This window comes from Parabacteroides faecis, assembly GCF_014647375.1.
In the GTDB taxonomy this organism is placed as follows: Bacteria; Bacteroidota; Bacteroidia; order Bacteroidales; family Tannerellaceae; genus Parabacteroides; species Parabacteroides faecis.
Window position 1 is genome coordinate 405,636 of the sequence record NZ_BMPB01000006.1, and the last position, 20,416, is coordinate 426,051.

At 43.8% G+C, this 20,416-nt stretch carries 16 protein-coding genes and 1 tRNA gene; 7 read left to right on the top strand and 10 right to left on the bottom strand.

The genetic code is table 11. From position 1 onward, the window contains the following. Positions 1-30: 30 nt before the first annotated feature. Positions 31-3,834 (bottom strand): DNA polymerase III subunit alpha, encoded by a 3,804-nt coding sequence (gene dnaE / locus IEY67_RS10665; RefSeq protein WP_183668494.1) that lies wholly within the window; start codon positions 3,832-3,834, stop codon positions 31-33. 146 nt (positions 3,835-3,980) lie between these two features. Here dnaE and IEY67_RS10670 point away from each other — a divergent pair, with 146 nt between their 5' ends. The 5 genes from IEY67_RS10670 (at position 3,981) to tsf (ending at position 7,814) form a co-directional block, all read left to right on the top strand. Continuing rightward, positions 3,981-4,622: a porin family protein gene (locus tag IEY67_RS10670; protein ID WP_122355428.1), complete on the top strand. Its 642-nt coding sequence runs from the start codon at positions 3,981-3,983 to the stop codon at positions 4,620-4,622. 215 nt (positions 4,623-4,837) lie between these two features. Then, on the top strand, positions 4,838-5,293 hold the full coding sequence (gene rplM, locus IEY67_RS10675) for a 50S ribosomal protein L13 (RefSeq protein WP_007655343.1): 456 nt from the start codon (positions 4,838-4,840) through the stop codon (positions 5,291-5,293). Between the two features lie 5 nt (positions 5,294-5,298). Beyond that, on the top strand, positions 5,299-5,685 hold the full coding sequence (gene rpsI, locus IEY67_RS10680; RefSeq protein ID WP_122355426.1) for a 30S ribosomal protein S9: 387 nt from the start codon (positions 5,299-5,301) through the stop codon (positions 5,683-5,685). Positions 5,686-5,821: 136 nt separating this feature from the next. Further along, positions 5,822-6,667: a 30S ribosomal protein S2 gene (gene rpsB, locus IEY67_RS10685; protein WP_183668496.1), complete on the top strand. Its 846-nt coding sequence runs from the start codon at positions 5,822-5,824 to the stop codon at positions 6,665-6,667. Positions 6,668-6,824: 157 nt separating this feature from the next. Continuing rightward, a complete protein-coding gene (gene tsf / locus IEY67_RS10690; RefSeq protein ID WP_122373717.1) occupies positions 6,825-7,814 on the top strand; it encodes a translation elongation factor Ts in 990 nt (329 codons plus the stop codon). A gap of 78 nt (positions 7,815-7,892) precedes the next feature. Here tsf and IEY67_RS10695 read toward each other — a convergent pair whose 3' ends face one another. The 4 genes from IEY67_RS10695 to IEY67_RS10710 form a co-directional block, all read right to left on the bottom strand. Continuing rightward, positions 7,893-9,086: a pyridoxal phosphate-dependent aminotransferase gene (locus IEY67_RS10695; protein ID WP_183668498.1), complete on the bottom strand. Its 1,194-nt coding sequence runs from the start codon at positions 9,084-9,086 to the stop codon at positions 7,893-7,895. An 81-nt stretch (positions 9,087-9,167) separates the two neighbouring features. Continuing rightward, positions 9,168-10,385, bottom strand: coding sequence for a bifunctional 3,4-dihydroxy-2-butanone-4-phosphate synthase/GTP cyclohydrolase II (locus IEY67_RS10700; RefSeq protein ID WP_122355418.1), 1,218 nt, complete (start codon positions 10,383-10,385; stop codon positions 9,168-9,170). A 7-nt stretch (positions 10,386-10,392) separates the two neighbouring features. Continuing rightward, positions 10,393-12,357 (bottom strand): LptF/LptG family permease, encoded by a 1,965-nt coding sequence (locus IEY67_RS10705; RefSeq protein WP_229801024.1) that lies wholly within the window; start codon positions 12,355-12,357, stop codon positions 10,393-10,395. Between the two features lie 72 nt (positions 12,358-12,429). After that, positions 12,430-12,813, bottom strand: a complete 384-nt coding sequence (locus IEY67_RS10710) for an START-like domain-containing protein (protein WP_122355414.1) — start codon at positions 12,811-12,813, stop codon at positions 12,430-12,432. Positions 12,814-13,017: 204 nt separating this feature from the next. Between IEY67_RS10710 and IEY67_RS10715 the strand changes: the two genes are divergently transcribed. Together IEY67_RS10715 and IEY67_RS10720 are read left to right on the top strand one after the other, a co-directional pair. Beyond that, positions 13,018-13,091, top strand: a tRNA-Met gene (locus tag IEY67_RS10715). Between the two features lie 116 nt (positions 13,092-13,207). After that, a complete protein-coding gene (locus tag IEY67_RS10720; protein WP_122355412.1) occupies positions 13,208-13,786 on the top strand; it encodes an ORF6N domain-containing protein in 579 nt (192 codons plus the stop codon). Positions 13,787-13,822: 36 nt separating this feature from the next. On the opposite strand, the gene IEY67_RS10725 is transcribed toward IEY67_RS10720, so the two are convergent. From IEY67_RS10725 to IEY67_RS10745, 5 genes are read right to left on the bottom strand one after another with little or no spacing between them, the layout of a single operon-like run. Beyond that, positions 13,823-15,139 (bottom strand): sensor histidine kinase, encoded by a 1,317-nt coding sequence (locus IEY67_RS10725; protein ID WP_183668500.1) that lies wholly within the window; start codon positions 15,137-15,139, stop codon positions 13,823-13,825. Then, on the bottom strand, positions 15,136-16,491 hold the full coding sequence (locus tag IEY67_RS10730; RefSeq protein WP_183668501.1) for a sigma-54-dependent transcriptional regulator: 1,356 nt from the start codon (positions 16,489-16,491) through the stop codon (positions 15,136-15,138). Before IEY67_RS10730 ends, IEY67_RS10725 begins: the two co-directional genes overlap by 4 nt. A gap of 45 nt (positions 16,492-16,536) precedes the next feature. Further along, entirely contained in the window at positions 16,537-17,811 is a 1,275-nt protein-coding gene (locus IEY67_RS10735; protein ID WP_183668503.1) for an ABC transporter permease, read from the bottom strand. A gap of 2 nt (positions 17,812-17,813) precedes the next feature. Next, positions 17,814-19,079 carry an ABC transporter permease gene (locus tag IEY67_RS10740; protein ID WP_183668505.1) on the bottom strand — a complete coding sequence of 422 codons (1,266 nt, stop codon included), beginning with the start codon at positions 19,077-19,079 and terminating at the stop codon, positions 17,814-17,816. A 16-nt stretch (positions 19,080-19,095) separates the two neighbouring features. After that, on the bottom strand, positions 19,096-19,764 hold the full coding sequence (locus tag IEY67_RS10745; RefSeq protein WP_221267755.1) for an ABC transporter ATP-binding protein: 669 nt from the start codon (positions 19,762-19,764) through the stop codon (positions 19,096-19,098). Between the last annotated feature and the right edge of the window lie 652 nt (positions 19,765-20,416).

Consider the following 20,416-nt stretch of genomic DNA (forward strand, 5'->3'; position numbering starts at 1 on the left):
AAGTACTAATTCTTTCCGCACCATACAACTTTACCCATTAATTTTGAAATCAATATTCTCGTTCTCTTGCAGGAATTCAACCAGTTTGCCTGTTACATTTAACCGGATATTCTGTGAGAAGAAATTTTGTGCGATATTATGTTCGCCGTCTACTACTCTGAAATATAACAAGCTCTGTCCCGGATTGTTTTTGATCAGCACCGATAATTCATTGACTGTAGGCTCATCGAGATCATGTATCGGCAGCGTGATGCTAATCTTTTCGATCAACTTGTCTTTCTCGTCCTGTAACAAGCGGATGGAACCGATGTTGAAATCGAGTTCATTCTCATTCCAGCGACGTGGTTCTACACGGGCTGTAATAAGTAGATACATGCCCTGTTTGCAGTATTTACTGTATTCTATATAGTTGTTACCGAACAATGCAATTTCGCCGCTACCGGTAAAGTCTTCTATCTTGACCACCCCGTAAGGTTTACCGGTTTTGGTCATACCTTCCCTGAAGTCTGTTACGATGCCGCCCAGCAGTATTTCACGCCCTTTCAGGCTTTCCCGGTCGTTAATCTCTGCCATACCTGTATTGCATACGTAAGTCAGAACGATGCGGTATTCGTCCAATGGGTGGGCGGAAAGATAGATGCCGACCAGTTCCTTTTCTTTGTTCAGACGTTCCAGGTCGCTCCAGCGCTGGCAAACCGGAAGTTCCGGTTTGGCGATGGCAACCGAGAGGTCGTCGCTGCCGAACAATGAATTGGCGGCTGTGTTCTTGTCCATCTGGTATTTGTTGCCGTAGCGTACCAGTGTATCCAGGAAAATTTCGCCTTTTCCTGTCTCTCCAAAGAACTGTTCGCGTTGTATGCCGAAGTTGTCGAACGCGCCGGCCAATGCCAGCGATTCGATGTTTTTCTTATTGCAGGCAGTAAGGTTCACTCGTTCCACAAAGTCAAAAATATTCCGGTACGGACCATTCTTTTTCCGTTCTTCAATAATATTCTGTACCGCTGCTTCTCCAACACCTTTTACGGCTCCCAGTCCGAAACGGATATTCTTATTTTTATCTACGCTGAACTTCAGGATAGATTCGTTTACATCAGGGCCAAGCACCTGGATACCCATCGCTTTACATTCGTCCATGAACTTCGTGATATCCACGATATTCGACAAACTTCGGCTCAGTACGGCTGCCATGTATTCCGAAGGATAGTTCGCCTTCAGGAAGGCAGTCTGGTAAGCAACCCATGAATAGCAGGTCGCGTGACTCTTATTGAAGGCATAGGATGCAAACTTTTCCCAGTCGGACCAGATTTTTTCAAGTGTCTTTGCTTCATAACCGTTCGCCTGCCCACCTGCCATGAATTTTGATTTCAGGTGGTTCATTTTGTCGATCAGCTTCTTACCCATCGCTTTACGCAGAGCGTCACTCTCGCCACGGGTGAAGTTTGCCAACAAACGAGACAGAAGCATGACTTGTTCCTGATAGACTGTAATGCCGTAAGTATCTTTCAGATATTTTTCCATTACGGCAATATCATACTCGATCGGCTTACGTCCGTGCTTACGGTCGATAAAGTCGGGAATGTAGTCCATAGGTCCCGGACGATACAGGGCGTTCATGGCGATCAGGTCTTCAAACTTGGAAGGTTGCAACTCCTTCAGGTATTTTTGCATACCTGCCGATTCAAACTGGAATGTTCCGGTTGTTTTTCCGGTACAATACAGTTCGTATGTTTTGGGATCTTCCAGGCTGATATGGTCGATATCGAGGATATGACCGGTGGTAAGCCGTATGTTTTCGATAGCTTCTTTAATGATGGACAGGGTTTTCAGTCCCAAAAAGTCCATCTTGATCAATCCTGTCTCTTCAATTACCGAACCTTCATATTGGGTTACGAGCATTTCTTCGCCGGTTTCCTTGTCTTTCGCGGTACTTACGGGTACGACATCGGATATATCGTAACGACCGATAATAACACCACAGGCATGTACCCCGGTATTTCGTACATTACCTTCCAGCATTTGTGCATATTTCAGTGTGTCGCGTGCCAAAGGATCATTTCCGGTGGCGGCCTCTTTCAGTTCCGGTACGTAGTTGATTGCATCTTTCAGTTTGAACTTCTTCATATCCGGGATCTTATCCGGTACCAGTTTTGCCAGGCGATTCGATTCTGAAAGTGGAAGTTTCTGTACACGGGCTACGTCTTTTATCGCCGATTTGGTTGCCATCGTACCATAAGTGATGATGTGGGCAACTCGGTCGGCTCCGTATTTTTCCGTTACCCAGCGTAACACCTCGCCGCGGCCGTCATCATCGAAGTCGGTATCGATATCGGGGAGGGAGATACGGTCGGGATTCAGGAAACGCTCGAACAGGAGGTCGTACTTGATCGGGTCGATCTTGGTGATCCCCAGGCAATAGGCTACAGCCGAGCCGGCAGCCGAACCACGTCCGGGACCTACCGATACGCCTAACTCTTCACGGGCGGCAGCAATAAAGTCTTGTACGATAAGGAAGTATCCGGGGAACCCCATTGTCTTCATGATATGCAGCTCGAAATCCAGACGTTCCCTGACTTCGTCCGTCAGGTTTTCACCATAACATATTTTGGCGCCGTCGTAAGTCAGTTTACGAAGATAATCGGCTTCCAGTTTGATACGATATAATTTGTCGTATCCGCCTAGTTTTTTTATTTTGTCTTTGGCATCTTCTTCACTTAAAACGACCTTGCCGTTTTCGTCACGGGTAAACTCTTCGAACAAATCTTGTTCAGTCAGTTTGGCCCGGTAGGATTCTTCCGTTCCGAACTCTTCCGGTATGGCGAAAGTCGGCATGATAGGGCCGCTGTCGATCGAATAGAAATCGACTTTATCGGCTATTTCAAGTGTATTGCTGAGTGCTTCGGGAATATCGGCAAAGATGGCATTCATCTCTGCAGTCGTCTTCATCCATTCTTGTTTGGAATAGCGCATACGGGTCGGATCATCGAGGTCTTTGCCTGTACTGAGGCAGATCAGGCGGTCGTGCGCTTCGGCATCTTCCTGATTGACAAAATGGACGTCGTTGGTGGCGATCAGCTTCACATTGTGTTTACGTGCCAGTTCGATCAGGACCTTGTTTACTTCCTGCTGCTTCGGAAAGGTAGTACAGTCGGCATTCGGGTCATGTGTCTCGTGCCGTTGCATTTCCAGGTAATAATCTTCGCCGAACAGGTTCTTGAACCAAAGGATCGACTCTTCAGCTTTATCTATCCGATCGTGCATGATATGCTGAGGTATTTCACCTCCCAGGCAGGCAGAGCAAATGATCAGGTCTTCATGGTATTTCTCCAGCAGTTCATGATCGATACGAGGGCGGCCATAAAAACCTTCCGTCCATGAGATGGAAACCATCTTGATCAGATTTTTGTAACCGTTCAGGTTCTTCGCCAGAACGATCAGATGGTAACCGCTTCGGTCTTCTTTAGCGGTTTTGCTGAATCTGCCGTTGCGCGCACAGTAGCATTCGCATCCGATGATGGGTTTAAATATTTTTTTCTTTTCAGCTTCTATCAATACCGGGATTTCTCCCAGGCGTGCCTGTTCTTCAGCAGTGAGTTCTTCTTTTCCTTTGAGCGCTTTCTGCTCTTTTTCCAGGTCTTTGATGGCTCCAAGCGGCTTTCCGTTCTTCTTGGATACCTTGTTAAAGAACTCTTTTATACCGAACATGTTACCATGATCGGTAACAGCAATAGCATTCATGCCGTCCTTTTGTGCCTTGTCTACGAGGGCATCAATGGAGGCTTGTCCGTCCAGTAGCGAGTATTGCGTGTGGACGTGTAGATGTATAAATGGTTCCATATATATGATTGAAAAAACTTTTATATTTTACCTAACAAAGGTACTACTTTTGTTACGTTTTTACAGAATCATACGTTAAAATCATCGAATAAGTATCATCATTAGAAAAAAAAACTATCTTTGCTCATGGAAAATAGTATATAGTTATGAAAAAGATCGGATTGGTAATTATATTGGTGATGTTGATGATTATACCGGTAACTGCCCAGGTCACTTGGGGTGTGCGTGGCGGTTTGGCTTATTCTTCGCTGGTACAGAAAATAGACAATAATTATCAATCGGGTGCCCGTTTCGGATTTAGTGTGGCAGGGTTGACCCAGATACCTTTATATAAAAGATTATCTTTGCAGCCGGAAGTAGCTTTCGTGCATCAGGGAGGAAATTATCTTTCCAATATACCGGATGAAGATGGAACAGGTCGGGTGTATCCGAAAACAAAATGTAACTATTATTCTATTTTAATACCGGTCAATCTGGTATATACCTTTCAGTTCACAGATGTTTATTTCAGCGTGATGGCCGGTCCGGCAGTCGATTTCTCCCTGTTCGGTAAAATGCGTACCCAAAATGTCGACACCGATATCGTTTTCGGACAATCGGGCGAGGCAGACCTTAAAACATTCGATCTGGGGGTGAACCTCGGATTGCAGGTTGAATATTCGAATTTCTTCTTTTCCGTATCTGCCCTGTGCGGTACTTTGGACCGCCGTACTTCCAAACATGACGGCGAATCTTCCCTCTACCAGAATAACGTAACTTTCTCACTGGGATATTACTTCCGCCGATAAGTATCCACGTCTCTCTTAGCGGTTCATAATGAAAAAGATGTACAAAAGTTTTGTATTTCGAAGAAAAGCCGTACCTTTGCAAGCCGAATATTATCAAATTGTACTAAGAGTTTAGTTTCTAGCACATTATTACGTCAAGTGTCCGTAGTGATAGTGACAGCGAAAAAACTAAGCGCTTGTTTTTTAGAGTTATTAATTAATTAATTTATTAAGCAGTGGATACTTTAAGTTTTAAGACCATTTCTGCAAACAAAGCAACTGTAAACAAAGAGTGGGTCATCGTTGACGCTGATGGACAGACTTTGGGACGCCTTTGTGCAAAAGTAGCAAAACTTTTGCGCGGCAAGTACAAACCCAACTTCACTCCTCATGTTGATTGTGGTGATAATGTAATCATTATCAATGCAGATAAAATCGTTCTGACAGGAAACAAATGGAACGATCGTATTTATTTGAGATATACCGGATATCCCGGTGGACAGATCGAGTACACACCTAACGACCTGATGAAGAAGGGTGCCAGTCATTTGTTCAGAAAAGTAGTAAAGGGTATGTTGCCTAAAAACCGTCTGGGTGCTAAGTTACTTGCTAACTTATATGTATATGAAGGAACAGAGCACAAACACGAAGCTCAACAGCCTAAGTCAATCGATATAAACTCACTTAAATAATAACTATGGAAGTAGTAAATGCAATAGGAAGACGTAAAGCAGCAGTTGCTCGCGTATTCGTAAGCGAAGGAACGGGAAAGATAACTATCAACAAACGTGATCTTGCTAATTACTTTCCTTCTACAATCCTTCAGTTCATTGTAAAGCAACCGCTTGCAAAACTGAGCGTTGAAGAACAATATGATATCAAGATCAACCTGGATGGTGGTGGTTTCAAAGGTCAGTCAGAAGCTGCCCGTTTGGCTATCGCTCGTGCTTTGATCAAGATTAATCCGGAAGACAAACCTGCGTTGAGAGCAGAAGGATTCGTAACTCGCGATCCTCGTGCTGTTGAACGTAAGAAACCGGGTCAGCCGAAAGCTCGTAAGAGATTCCAGTTCAGCAAACGTTAATGTTATTTGTGAGTTTCTTACAAGGACAAAGCGTTTAGTATCTAAATTGTCGGGATTTCTTTTGCATGTGGACATGCCGGGGAACTACCTGATGGTTGAAAATTAAACAGAAAGTAAACGATTTAAAAAGAAAAAAATGTCAAGAGTTAATTTTGATCAGTTATTAGAAGCTGGTGTACACTTCGGACACTTAAAAAGAAAGTGGAATCCCGCTATGGCTCCTTATATCTTTATGGAGCGCAATGGTATTCATATCATTGATTTATATAAAACAGTTGCTAAAGTAGACGAAGCAGCAGAAGTAATGAAAAACCTGGCAAAACAGGGAAAGAAAGTACTTTTCGTTGCTACTAAAAAACAAGCAAAACAAGTTGTCGCTGATAAGGCTTTTTCTGTAGGTATGCCTTACGTTATCGAACGTTGGCCGGGTGGTATGTTGACTAACTTCCCGACTATCCGTAAAGCCATCAAAAAGATGACTACTATCGATAAGATGACAAAAGACGGTACATTTGATAACCTGTCAAAAAGAGAAAAACTTCAGATCACTCGTCAGCGTGCTAAGCTGGAAAAGACATTAGGTTCTATTGTAGACCTGACTCGTCTTCCGTCTGCTTTGTTCGTTGTTGACGTGATGAAAGAACATATTGCAGTTCGCGAAGCCAACCGTCTGGGTATCCCGGTATTCGGTATGGTTGATACTAACTCAAACCCGAACAACATCGACTACGTGATCCCGGCTAACGACGACGCTACTAAATCTGTAGAAGTTATCTTAGGCGCTATCTGCGAAGCAATGAACGAAGGTTTGCAGGAACGCAAAGCTGAAAAGATCGATACAGAAGCTGCTGGCGAAGGCGAAGGTGCTAAAAGAGAACGCAAAGGCAAAGCTACTGTAAAGAAAGAACGTACTAAGAAAGAAGACGAAGAAGCTTTGAACGCTAACGTTGCCGACAAGTACGCTAAAGATGTAGAAGAATAAATATAATTGGCGATTGACAATAGACAATTGACAATTAGAATATAAAAATACAATGGGCAATAGGCTTTTGGCAGTCAAGTTCTTAGGAATTGTCAATTGTCCATTGTCCATTGTTGGTTTTAGAATAGTATAAACATTAAATAGAAGGAAATAAATTATGGCTGTAACTATGGCTGATATTACCAAGCTGCGCAAAATGAGTGGAGCTGGTATGATGGATTGTAAGAAGGCTTTGACAGAAGCTGACGGTGACATCGAAAAGGCAATGGAAATTATCCGTAAAAAAGGACAGGCAATTGCTGCTAAACGTTCTGATCGTGATGCTGCTGAAGGTTGTGTACTGGCTAAGAAAGACGGTGAATTCGCTGCTATTATCGCTTTGAAGTGCGAAACAGACTTCGTTGCTAAGAATGAAGATTTCGTTGCTTTGGCTCAGGCTATCCTTGACGCTGCTGTGGCTAACAAGTGCAAGACTCTGGACGAAGTAAAAGCATTGCCGATGGGTAAAGGTACTATCCAGGACGCTGTTACTGACCGTAGCGGTATCACTGGCGAAAAGATGGAACTGGACGGCTACAATGTAGTAGAAGGTGCTTATACCACTACTTACAACCACATGGGTAAGAATCAGCTCTGTACAATTGTTGCATTCAACAAAGAATCAGAAGAGGTTGCTCATAATGTAGCTATGCAGATCGCTGCAATGAACCCGATCGCTATCGATGAAGCTGGTGTTCCGGAATCAGTAAAAGAACAGGAAATCCAGGTGGCTATCGAAAAGACAAAAGCTGAACAAGTTCAGAAAGCTGTAGAAGCTGCTTTGAAGAAAGGCGGCATTAATCCTACACATGTAGATAGCGAAGATCACATGGAAAGCAATATGGCAAAAGGTTGGATTACAGCTGAAGATGTAGCAAAAGCAAAGGATATCATCGCTACTGTTTCTGCTGAAAAGGCTGCTAATTTGCCGGAACAAATGATTCAGAACATCGCTCAGGGTCGTCTTAGCAAGTTCTTGAAGGAAGTTTGCTTGCTGAACCAGGAAGATATTATGGATGGCAAGAAGACTGTTAAGGAAACAATGAAGGAAGCTGATCCTGAATTGAAGATCCTTGCATTCAAACGTTTCACTTTGCGTGCTGAATAATTTAGCGTAAGCAGAATGATATAAAAAAGGGGTTCCGATTTCGGAGCCCCTTTTTCTGTTTATAGAAACTTTCTTTTTTTATTTCAATTCAGCCAGTGCCGTTTTGATACGTTTGATAGCTTCTACGATATTTTCATCGCTGGTAGCATAGCTCATACGGATACATTCAGGAGCACCGAAAGAAGTACCGCCTACACAAGCAACGTGTGCTTTTTCCAGCAGATACATAGCCAGATCGTCAGCATCTTTGATCGTGTTGCTTCCGTCCGTTTTACCATAATAATAACTACATTTCGGGAACAGGTAGAAAGCACCTTCCGGTTTGTTGATCTCGAATCCCGGAACTTCTTTTGCCAGGTTCACGATCAGGTCACGACGGCGTTCGAAAGCTTTACGCATTTCTTCAACCGGTTCCTGTGATCCTGTGTAAGCAGCTTCCGCAGCTTTTTGAGATACAGAGCAAGGACCTGAAGTATATTGTCCCTGTAATTTGTTCACAGCCTTAACGATCCATTCCGGTCCGGCAATGAAACCGATACGCCAGCCTGTCATTGCATACGCTTTGGAAACACCGTTTACAATAACTGTACGGTCTTTCATGCCATCGACAGAGGCAATACTGTGATGTTTGCCGATATAGTTGATATGTTCGTAGATTTCGTCAGCAATAACGATAATCTCCGGATGTTTCTTCAATACTTCAGCCAGACCTGCCAACTCTTCTGCACTGTAAACAGAGCCTGTCGGATTGGAGGGTGAGCAGAGGATTAACGCCTTGGTCTTCGGAGTGATTGCTGCTTCCAGCTGGGCCGGAGTGATCTTGAAGTCTTGTTCGATACCAGCCGTAACGATTACCGGCTTGCCTTCTGCCAATTTAACCATTTCAGGATAGCTAACCCAGAATGGTGCCGGAATGATCACTTCATCTCCGGGATTAACCAATACCAGGATAGTATTACAAACGGATTGCTTTGCTCCATTCGCGCAAGAAATCTGAGTAGCTGTATATTCCAACCCGTTTTCATTCTTTAGTTTGGCTACGATAGCATTGCGTAATGCCGGGTAACCGGGAACCGGAGAGTAACGAGAGAAATTGTCGTCTACCGCTTTTTTAGCTGCTTCCTTGATGTGATCAGGTGTGTTGAAATCAGGTTCTCCCACACTCAGGTTGATAACATCGATACCTTGTGCTTTGAGCTCATTGCTCTTCTGAGACATCGCCAACGTAGCGGAAGGCGATAAACTTGCTAAACGATCTGAAACTTGTGTCATGACACTGCTGTTTGTATAGGTTATTTTAAATAGTTGCGACAAAAGTAATTAATAATCGGATTCTTTGCAACAATTTGCTAATTATTTGATGTTGTGAAGAACATGTCCCATACGCTCCTTCTTTGTCTTCATATAAAACTCATTGTATTTATTCGGAGTGACTTCGATAGGAACGTTTTCCACGATAGTTAAGCCATACGCTTCCAGCCCTACGCGTTTTATCGGATTGTTGGTCATCAAGCGCATTTTCGTGATGCCGATATGTTTCAGAATCTGTGCTCCGACACCATAATCGCGTTCATCGGCCTGGTGACCCAGATGCAGGTTGGCATCTACTGTATCCAATCCTTCTTCCTGAAGTTTATAAGCCTTCATTTTATCCATCAGACCGATACCGCGTCCTTCCTGATTCAGGTAAACGATGGCACCGCGTCCTTCTTTCTCGATCATCTGCATAGCTTTATGTAACTGTTCGCCACATTCGCAACGCATCGAACCAAAAATATCACCGGTAGCACAAGATGAATGTACGCGAACTAATACAGGTTCATCGCCTGAGATATCTCCTTTTATCAAAGCAATATGTTCCAGTCCGTTACTTTTCTGACGGAATGGAATCAGATGGAAATGACCGTATTGTGTAGGCATATCTACTTCGACACCTTTGTCGACAATCGATTCTGTTTTCAGGCGGTAAGCGATCAGATCCTTGATGCAGATAATCTTGATATCGAATTTTTTAGCAACTTCCACTAATTGGGGTAGACGAGCCATAGTCCCGTCTTCGTTGATAATCTCAATCAACGCTCCTGCCGGATAGAGACCGGCCAGGCGTGCCAGGTCGACTGCTGCTTCCGTGTGTCCTGCGCGGCGAAGTACACCACGTGAACGGGCGCGTAACGGATTCACATGTCCCGGACGCCCCAGATCGGAAGGTTTCGTTTGTTTATCGGCCAATGCCCGGATCGTTTCAGAGCGGTCGAACATGGAAACACCGGTCGTACAGCCACCACCTAGTTTGTCGACTGTTACGGTGAACGGAGTTTCGAGCATGGAAGTGTTTCTGGCAACCTGCATATCCAGATCCAGTTCCTGGCAACGTTCTTCTGTGATCGGGGCACATAATACACCACGACCGTATGTCATCATGAAGTTTACTTTTTCGGGTGTTATCTTTTCCGCAGCTACAATAAAGTCTCCTTCGTTTTCGCGATCTTCATCGTCGACTACGATCAGGAATTTTCCTTCACGGAAATCTTCAATTGCTTCTTCGATAGTGTTTAATTTGATCTCACTCATATCATTTTTAATTTTTAGTTTCCAAATTGCTGATCATATCCTCCAATTCCTGACTCGTCTTTTGTACAACCTGTATATCATGACGTAATAACTTGCGCTGGTATGTGGCGAGCAGATAGATCGGTAATCCTACCGGGAAGAATATACCGAGCGCCAGCCCGATTTTTCCTTTGAAATGAGTATTCCGTTGGTTATATCCGCCAATAACAGGATAATCCATCAGTTTGTTGAGTATCAGGTTCTGATCCGAATTTCCCAATTCTTCAATGATACCTTCCATTTCTGCAGCCAGCTGTTCGGCTGTATGATCTTTTCCTCCCTGTTTCCAGAAAGTAAAATAATTGAGCCAACGTTTATGGTTCTTCAGATATACCACGCAGTTTTCAGCCAGTTTATCCAGGCGCGGTAACAAGCCTGCATAGTCGGGAGTGAAAATGATTACCTCTTTTTTCTCTACCTTGCGGCCTGCGCGTTTACCGATAAAGTTCTTCAGGGCGTTTAGGTAAGTATCTGCATTTAATATCACACTGTCGTTTACCGCCTTGTAAGTCAGGAAAATACCCAATGGGGCCAGAACTGCGGAACTCAGCCACATTCCTTCCCAGGCAGGCCATATACCATCGCGTGCCATTTTGAATCCTATATTATCTACAATATAATAGAAGATGAACAGGATAACGGAGATAACGACCGGCATACCTAATCCTCCTTTACGGATGATGGCTCCCAGCGGGGCCCCGATAAAGAAGAAAACGATACAGGCGAATGAAAGCGTGAATTTCTTATGCCACTCGGTCAGGTGGCGACGTAGTTTATAGGCTTCGTCTCCCTGAGTAGCGGCTTTAAAATAATAATCGGCTTTTACGCTTTCTATATTTGATTTGGCACGAACGAGCAATGCTGCCTGGCCGCTCGGTGTTTCTGCCAGATACAGGCTGTCGAAGTTAATGACTTTGACTGGTTCGTCGGATTTTTTAGTCAGTGAGTCTGTATTGTTTGTCGATGCAACTACGGCTGCACCCGGTTCCTCCTGTAGAACCGATTCTTTTTTTGACTTGGAGAATGTTCTCTTATACGACATGTCATAGACATTCTTGGCATTGAGCGCTTTAATGCTGTCGAGTCGAACGCTCATGGAATCGATGGAGGTCTGCAGATCGTTCAGTTGCTTGCCCATATACTGGTTTGCCATGAGAGACTCGTCGGAGCGGGAGAAATTGGCATCGAATTCGATCAATATCTCTTTGTTCTCGAATGTCTCCCTGCGATAAGGAACAGCCGTTTTCTTGCTGCTGCTGCCCGACTGGTTTTCCATGTTCTCGAATGATTCTCCGTTGAAGAGAGATAACACAAGGAATAACTTATCGGCTGACGTTTTTAGTCTGCCGGAGTCGGCAACGATCACACTGGTCTTATTGAATCCTTTCGAATAATCATAGATCATGACATCCTTCAATAATCCGGTCTTATCCTTCTCTTTTACATATACATTGTATCCTGTGATTTCCCCGTAGAACACCCCTTCGGGAATATCCAGTTCCGGCGATTTCTGACGCATGGAGTAGAGTAGGGTATATAATTTGACCTGTGCGACAGGCATTACATTGTTTTGGAAGAAAAAAGCACCGATACTGATAAGCCCCATCGTGATGATCAGGGGACGCATTATATGAATAAGCGATACCCCTGCCGATTTCATAGCCAACAGTTCCAGGCGCTCGCCCAAATTACCGAAAGTCATAAGAGATGCCAGCAGGATGGCTAGCGGGAGAGCCATGGGGAAGAGTGATAATCCGGCATAAAAGAACATTTCGCCGAGCACAGGAATCCCCAACCCCTTTCCCACCATGTCGTCTATGTACCTCCAAAGGAACTGCATGAGTACAATAAACAGGCAGATACCGAAGGTCATAATGAACAACGGCAGGAAAGTCTGCAGCATAAATGTATATAATCGTTTTATCTTCAACATTACCTATCCGGGTTGACGGGGCAAAAGTAGTGTAAAAAACGATAAGAACATTACATTATTCTCTAAAACAACCTAAATACCGAGTGTCCGTTTCAATTCTTCCACTTGGGAATCCCATAAATTGATGGAATCTTTCTTTTCATCCGGCTCGGCAAAGTCGGTTATTTCAAGAGCGGTTGCTCCTGTAAGTTCGACTGTGTGAATTAAAAATTCGAAGTATACATTATCCTCTTCCTCGTCGGTCCATCTGTAACGGATACTTATTTCCGGTTTTACGGCTAGCACTTCCGCCTCTTGTTCATCCCTGTTCCATTTAAAAATGTACGTGTTATTGTTAATCGTTACATCATCAGCAAACCAGGCCGATAGTCCTGGAGGGGTAGTGAGGTGATTCCATAAACTTCGTCGCGAAACTTTATCGAAGATGTATTCGATATGAAACTTCTCTTTTTTCATCTTTCATACAATTATTTGCGCAGCAAGTTAATCATAAAGATTGATATAACCCAATAATCTTATAGTAAAAAAGCATCTAATTTTTAACGGCTTAGCTGAAAGCCCTGAAAAATAATAGATTTTTTTTCGCAAAAGTGTTGCATAATATAAAAATTACCTCTACTTTTGCAGCGTCAATAAGAAAAATGACACCAAAAACATGATGGCGAGATAGCTCAGCTGGTTAGAGCGCATGATTCATAATCATGAGGTCCCCGGTTCAATCCCGGGTCTCGCTACGATTTAAGCCTCAAGGTCGAAAGATTTTGGGGCTTTTTTGTTTTTCATGCCTTTTGAGTTGTTTTCAATTCGTTTTTATGGTAGCTTTGTATTTTAATAAATAAAATTAATAACCATGGAACTTCGACTGATACAGAATAAAATTTACGAGATACGAGGACAAAAGGTAATGCTTGATTTTGATCTGGCGGAAATATACGGTATAGAAACTAAATACTTGAAACGTTCCGTAAAAAGAAATATAGAAAGGTTTGAAGGTGAGGATTTTATGTTTGAGCTAACGAAAGAAGAACTTTCAAGGTGCAATTTTGGCACCTTGAACAACCAACGAGGAAGCAATGTCAAATACATGCCTTTTGCCTTTAGTGAACTCGGTGTCGCTATGCTCAGTAGTGTGCTTAAATCCAAAACAGCAATAGAGATAAACAGGGGGATTATACGTGTTTTTGTTGCTATGCGGCATTTGGTTTTAAACCCTCCGGCAGATAAGGTTGTAGAACTTCAGCAAGAAGTTAAAAATTTGAAGGAATACATAGAAGAAGTTTTTTCCGACTACAACGATATTAATGATGATACCCGGATGCAACTGGAACTCATCAATCAAACGTTAGCAGAATTACAATCGCAAAAGAAAATCCGGAATAAACTCCGTAATCCGGTCGGATTTGTTAAACCTGATCCGGATATTTTGTAATGCAGAGTGTCTATCTGGGGGAAATGAAATGCCGGATCAGGGTTTGGTGTCGGTATTGAAAAGTATCTTGAATAAGGTGTGACCGTTCTCTGTCGTCAGGCTGAATTTGCATTGGTGGTTGGTCAGGACCTCCCTGACGAACATCAGCCCGATTCCCTGGCCGGAAGATTTGGTTGTGAAGAACGGGGTGAAGAGTTTCTGTCTGGTTTCTTCGCTTATGCCGGGTCCATTGTCTTCTATGATAATAGATAAAGGAGCATGGTGCGTGTAGATTTGTATTTTGCCGTTTTTTCCGATCGCCTCATAAGCATTTTTAATGATATTGACCAGGACCTGTTCGAACTGGATACCGTCCACATGAATATATTGGTCTTCTTCTGTGAGGGATAAGACCAGTTCTATATTTCTTTGTTGGCATTCGGCGCTGGTCAGGGCATATACCGAACGGGCCTGCTCGTTCAGGGAGATAAGTGAAAATGTCGGTTCGGGTATACGGATAACCTGCGCCAGGTTGCTGATGAAACTGGCCAGATGTCCGCAGCGATCGAAGGAAGCTTCGATTGCGGGCAGTACATATTCCCATTTATTGTTTTCATCCTGTTTAAAAATGTCGGCAACGACATTCAAAGTAGAGCCGATAGCACCGACGGAATTGTTTACTTCGTGCGACATCATGCGGATGATACGCTCGTACGATTCTTTCTCGATTTTCTGTAATTCATGTGTGATCTCTTCGATCAGGATAAAAGGATGTTTGAACCCCTGGTCGATAAAAGACGAATGGATGCAACGGTATATTTTATTTACTGAATTTCGGACCATCACATCATCACCCAGTTTTAACCCGGCTAAAGCAGGTGCCAGTTCAAAGGTCGATTCGTTGAATGTCTTTCCTTTGATTTCCGTAAGCTCGGAGATGTTCAATAATTTTAATCCGGAGGGATTTACCTCTACGATCTGTTTATCGAAGTTCAGGATGATGATCCCCTGTGGAGAGGCATGAATGAGCAGGTCGAGAAACTGGTTTTTCTCCCGTACTGCCAATCGTTCGCTCCGCAATTGTGAGATCATCCGGTTGAAGATTCCGATCAGTTCATTCGCATCTTTGTTCCTGACCGGGCGCAGATGAGTGGAAAAATCCTGGTCTTTAAGAAGTTGCATGCCGCTAAGCAGGATGTGATACGGTTTGACCAGCTTATGGTAAATAAATGTAGCCAGCAAGAGTGATAAGATGGCGATACACTGTACGACCCAAAAGGGGATCGGTTCTTCCCTGAAAAAGAGAAAACCAATACCGCTTGCGATACAGGCAATAAAAGCAGCGATCGTCCAAAATATCAGCTTCGATTTCATTCCGGTAATTTGATATCGTATTTTTCAAGGCGGCGATATAACGTTTGCCTGGTCAGTCCCAATGCCGTTGCTATTTTGGAATGATTGCAACCATATAATTCCACCGCTTTTTGTATCATCTCTTTTTCTACCCTCTCCAGCGAAAGGATCGTATTCCCGCTTACAGGTTGGCTGGAAGGGACTTCTATATATTGCTTTTTGAAGTCGGCATCCGTAATGATTTTCTTTCCGGAAATCAGGATTGTCCGTTCTACCAGGTTTTTCAACTCGCGTATGTTTCCGTGATAAGGAAGTTTTTTCAGATATCCGTATGCTTCCTGTGATATTTCTATTGGGGACAAGTTATTTTGTTTCGCTTGTTTCTGCGTAAAATGATCGACAAGCAGAGGTATATCTTCCAGCCGTTCGCGTAAAGCCGGCATCTGTATTGTGATCAGGTTGATCCTGTAAAATAAATCTTCCCTGAATTTGCCTTGTGCCACCATCTCCGGGAGATTCTTGTTTGTCGCACAGATAATGCGCGTATCTACTTGCCGGGGTCTACTTTCACCCAACGGCTCGAATGTCTGATCCTGTAGCACCCTTAATAGTTTGACCTGGCAAACCATATCCAGTTCTCCGATCTCATCGAGAAAAATCGTTCCTTTGTCGGCGAGTTCGAAACGTCCGGTCCGGTCGTGGCGTGCATCGGTGAAAGCCCCCTGTTTATGACCGAACATTTCACTTTCGAACAACGATTGTGAAATACCTCCCAAATTGACCTTTACGAACGGTTTGCCCTGGCGGTTGCTATTCTCGTGAATCGCTTCGGCTATCAGTTCCTTGCCTGTTCCGCTTTCTCCGGTGATCAGGACAGGAGCGTTTGTGCGGCTGATGCGTGAAATTGTATTGAGAATCTGTTGTAGGAGGGCTGATTTTCCGATGATCTTCTCAAAGCGGTCGGTCCTTTCCGTTTCTTTTCCGTCCGTCTCTTTTTCTTCGCTTTCCTGTAGCTGGATGGCAGTCTGTATTGTTTTCAGCAAAGCCAGGTTGTTCCAGGGTTTGGTGATGAAATCGAAAGCACCTGCCCGTATGCCCTGCACTGCCAGGTTTATGGACCCCCAGGCAGTGATCAGGATTACCGGAACCGCCGGGCAGAAGATACGGACTTTCGCCAGTAACTCCAGCCCTTCCTCTCCGGTAGTCGTATTACTATAATTCATATCCATCAGGATCAGTTGCGGACAGGTGTGGCGCACGAAGTCGACCGTCTCTTGTGGGTTCGAAGCTGTTGCAACCTCATATCCCGCCCGCTTCAGCACCAAGGTCAGTGAAGTTTGTACCGTTAGATCATCGTCACAGATAAGTATCATAGCCAATATTGTTTCATTATTATCAGTACTGTAAAGTTACTAATTTTATTCATCCCGTAAGGCTTCTGCCGGTGGAATCTTTGCTGCCTGTCGGGCAGGATACCATACCGCTATCAGTGATATGACAGCCAGTAAACCGAATGCCAGTGCATAATTGATAAATTCCTGTTCATTCCCTATACCCGCATCCATTCTGTTTGCAATTGGAATATCAAGAAGTTCCAGTAATTCGGTATGCCCTATGTTAATGCAGATATTTACTCCCACTATGCTGGCGATAAATAACAGCAGCAACGTCTCTCCGAAAATTAATTTTTTCACACCCCACCGGGTCGATCCGAGTGCCAGCCGCAGACCGACTTCGCTCCGGCGTGCTTGCGTGCGGTACCAGAATGTCCCGATGATCCCCAGGAATATATTCAGGATCAGGAAAGCCGTGATCGCATAGATGCCATTCAAATCATCTGTTGGCCAGTTTGTTATCCGGGCATTTTTGTCGATCGATTTCAGCGAACTCATGAAATACGGTCCGAGCATTAGTTGTTCCCGCATCTCCTTTGTAAACCGTTCTTCAAAATCTTTATCAGCACCCGGGCTTACACGCAGACATATCTGCATTTCCCGCAAATCATATTCCTCCCTTACTAACGGCAACAATATATTACAGAAATACGAGTTGAAATAGCCGTCTTTCATTTTTTCAGCGCTCCCGATGACAGTATGTTCCTTTCTGTCGCTGGTGGATGAAGTTAGTTTTTTCACATCTTCCAGCGGAACACTGTATTCTTCATTACCGAATAAGCCTTCCCGGTTCGGGGTGATCAGTATTTGGTTCGTTCCGGGAGCATCCCAGCCGCTAATCTCTTTGGCGGTGGTATTTATTCTGAATACATCGAAGAAATTTTCTGAAACCCATCTCAGCCGGAATGTGACATTATGGGTCGTGTCTTCGTCGATATAATAGCCGCTCATGTAGCTGGATCTCTCAAAAGGTGCCGCCCATTTGGAAAAACATACATTTTCTACACCCGGATAATTTTTTACCCGGTTCAGAAATGTTTGTGCCAGTGCCTGTTTGTCCACTACTTCCGTTTCTCCGTTTCCTTCCGTGTTGTTGAAGGAAGTGTCGGGTTTTTTTTGCATCTCGAGCACATACGTGTTCTTCGTGTCGAAACCGACCGGTTCCCAATAACATTTACCCATATAGTACAGGTAATCGACGCAAAACCAAAGCACGCAAAATACAAGTATGTATTCCAACACGATCCAGGCATTCGTTTTACGTTCATTCCAGATAATTTTAAATATGTGACGTATCATAATTATTTGTCATTTTGATTGAGTGAATTAATGATCTTCATCCGTGAAGCCCGGTAAGCCGGTATACCGGCAGAAAGGAGATTGATGATCAGGCAAACAGCAAATACCGCCAGCAAGACCGGAAAAGAGATGAGCGTACTGACTGGGATCGTACTGTCTGCCGGGACATCCAGCAGCCAGTCCCGCATCCGGAAGACAACGACGTACGAGAGTGCCAATCCGATCACGCCGCCGATCACCGAAGTGATCAGGTTTTCAAAAAGCACCTGTATCAGGATCGTATATTTCTTGGCACCGAATGCTTTTCGGATACCGATCTCTTCCGTCCGCTTCTTTATACGTGAGAGGCTTAATCCTGAGAGATTGATTGCTGGTATCAGCAGCAGGATCAGCAGGATAAAAATCATTTTCCTTTTTTGTACGGCGATTGCAGAAGTAATCTCTTCGGCATTGTTTCCATAAATGCCTTTCTGGAAGATCTTGTTGTTTACCGGTCCCTTCAGATAGAGGATCCAGGGGCTGTGTTCCGTTTCGAATTTTTTCTCCATTCTTCGTACCTCTTCTATAATAGCAGGAAAATCTTCCGGACTTTCAGCCATCAGCATCACTTCGGTAAACCTGTTTTCGACGGGCTGTGTGGTATGAGGTATCCACAGGTCGCCGTATGCCTGTTTGAACACCGGCGATACATCTTCTACGATACCCACGATCCGGTATGGTTTGAAATTCACCAGAAAAGTTTCTCCCAGCGCATTTTCTCCTTTGAATATTTGTTGGGCGAGTGTTTCGCTGACCACAGCCGCGGATATTCCCGACTGAAATTCCCCGTCGCTGAAAGGCCGTCCCTGCGTGAAGGAAAAAGACATTATTTTCCAATAAGCCACATCAGTTATCCGCATATGTGCGTTGATGATCTCGCTCGATCCTTCGCGCGTAATCAGTGTATTTGGAATATTAGACCATGATGGATTGACTCCGGAAACATACAAGGGAGTTTTCAGCGGATAAAGATACTCTTTGAGCGTCTCGTAAGAGATAGATCCCGACTGCCAGCTGTTTCTGGCCGTATCCCTTTTGACCTGGTAGTCGACATACAAGGTGCGGTTCCTGTTTATCTCCGGTGTCGTGCTGATCTCTTTTATCTCGTCTGTCACAATGATCGTCATGATCATCATAATAGCCAGCGCAGTTCCCATAATAGCGATCATGCTGATAAACTTGTTTTGTTTCAGCATCAGCAGTGCCTGTTTGAAATATACTTTGTACATACTGGTTTCTTTTGATTTATTCTACCCGTCTTCCGTCGAAAAAACGAACGATGCGTTGTGTTGATTCAGCGATATGCTCGTCATGTGTAACCATTACGATGGTTGTGCCTTCTTCATTCAGTTGGAATAAAAGTTCCATAATTTCCGCTCCCATTTTGCTGTCCAGGTTTCCGGTCGGTTCATCGGCGAGAATGATCTGCGGATTACCGACTATGGCACGGGCAAGGGCAACACGTTGGCACTGTCCGCCCGATAACTGGGTCGGGAAATGTCTCATGCGGTGTGATAGTCCTACTTTTTCCAATACTTTTACGGCAGCTTCCCGTCGACTTTTTGCTGTGGAGTTCCTGTAGAGTAGGGGGAGTTCTACATTGTCGAGCACATTCAGTGAATTGATCAGATGAAAACTCTGAAAAACAAATCCCAGCATTTCGTTTCTGAACTCTGCCATTTCTCCGTCTTTCATTTCGGTGGTTCTTGTGTCGTTGATCAGGATATTGCCCTTATCCGGCACATCCAGCAATCCCATTAAATTGAGTAACGTACTCTTTCCGCATCCGGATGGTCCCATGATTGAAAGGAATTCTCCTTTTCTGACGGTGAGATTCACATTTTCAAGTGCAGTGGTCTCTACTTCGCTTGTGCGGTACACTTTTGTTATACCTTCCAGTTTAATTATTTCCATATTATCCTCTGTTTATCTGCTAATCTGTCTACAACGTATGTGCCATATTTATATTGTGTTGAAAATGAGGGTAAAAGTATTGAAAGGGGTGTCCGAATACGGACAAATCTGTCCATAAATTAGTCCAAAAAGAAGCCCGCATTCTCAGATTGTCGTTATAAACAACTTGAGAATGCGGGCTTTATTAATTATGTAACCTCCCGGTTATGTTAATTAAGGTTTGCCTACAGAATTAAGGGTTCATATAGGCAGAGTATAGGGTAAAATTTCACAAATTGTATTGTGTCTACAAATGTACTACCGTTAGCTTTATTTGTCATGTGTGTATTTCTATCATAGATATATGGTATATGTGTCAATCTTTGCTTTCTTTTATATGATGGGTGGTAAATGTGTCATTTGTGATTTGAATACACCTGTTCGTTTTGTATACGTTGAATATCGGTGTTTCTGTGACTTGAATTAATGTATGTATTCCTATCATAAGAGGTGGTATTCCTATCATGGAGAATCGCGTATATGAAAAAAAACGGCGCACACGCGGAACAATCCGGATGTACGCCTTTATGCATATAAAAAATTGAGGGTTAAATTTTAACCAACAGTAACATTTACTATAACTGTACCCCAGTCTGCCACAACAATATTACCG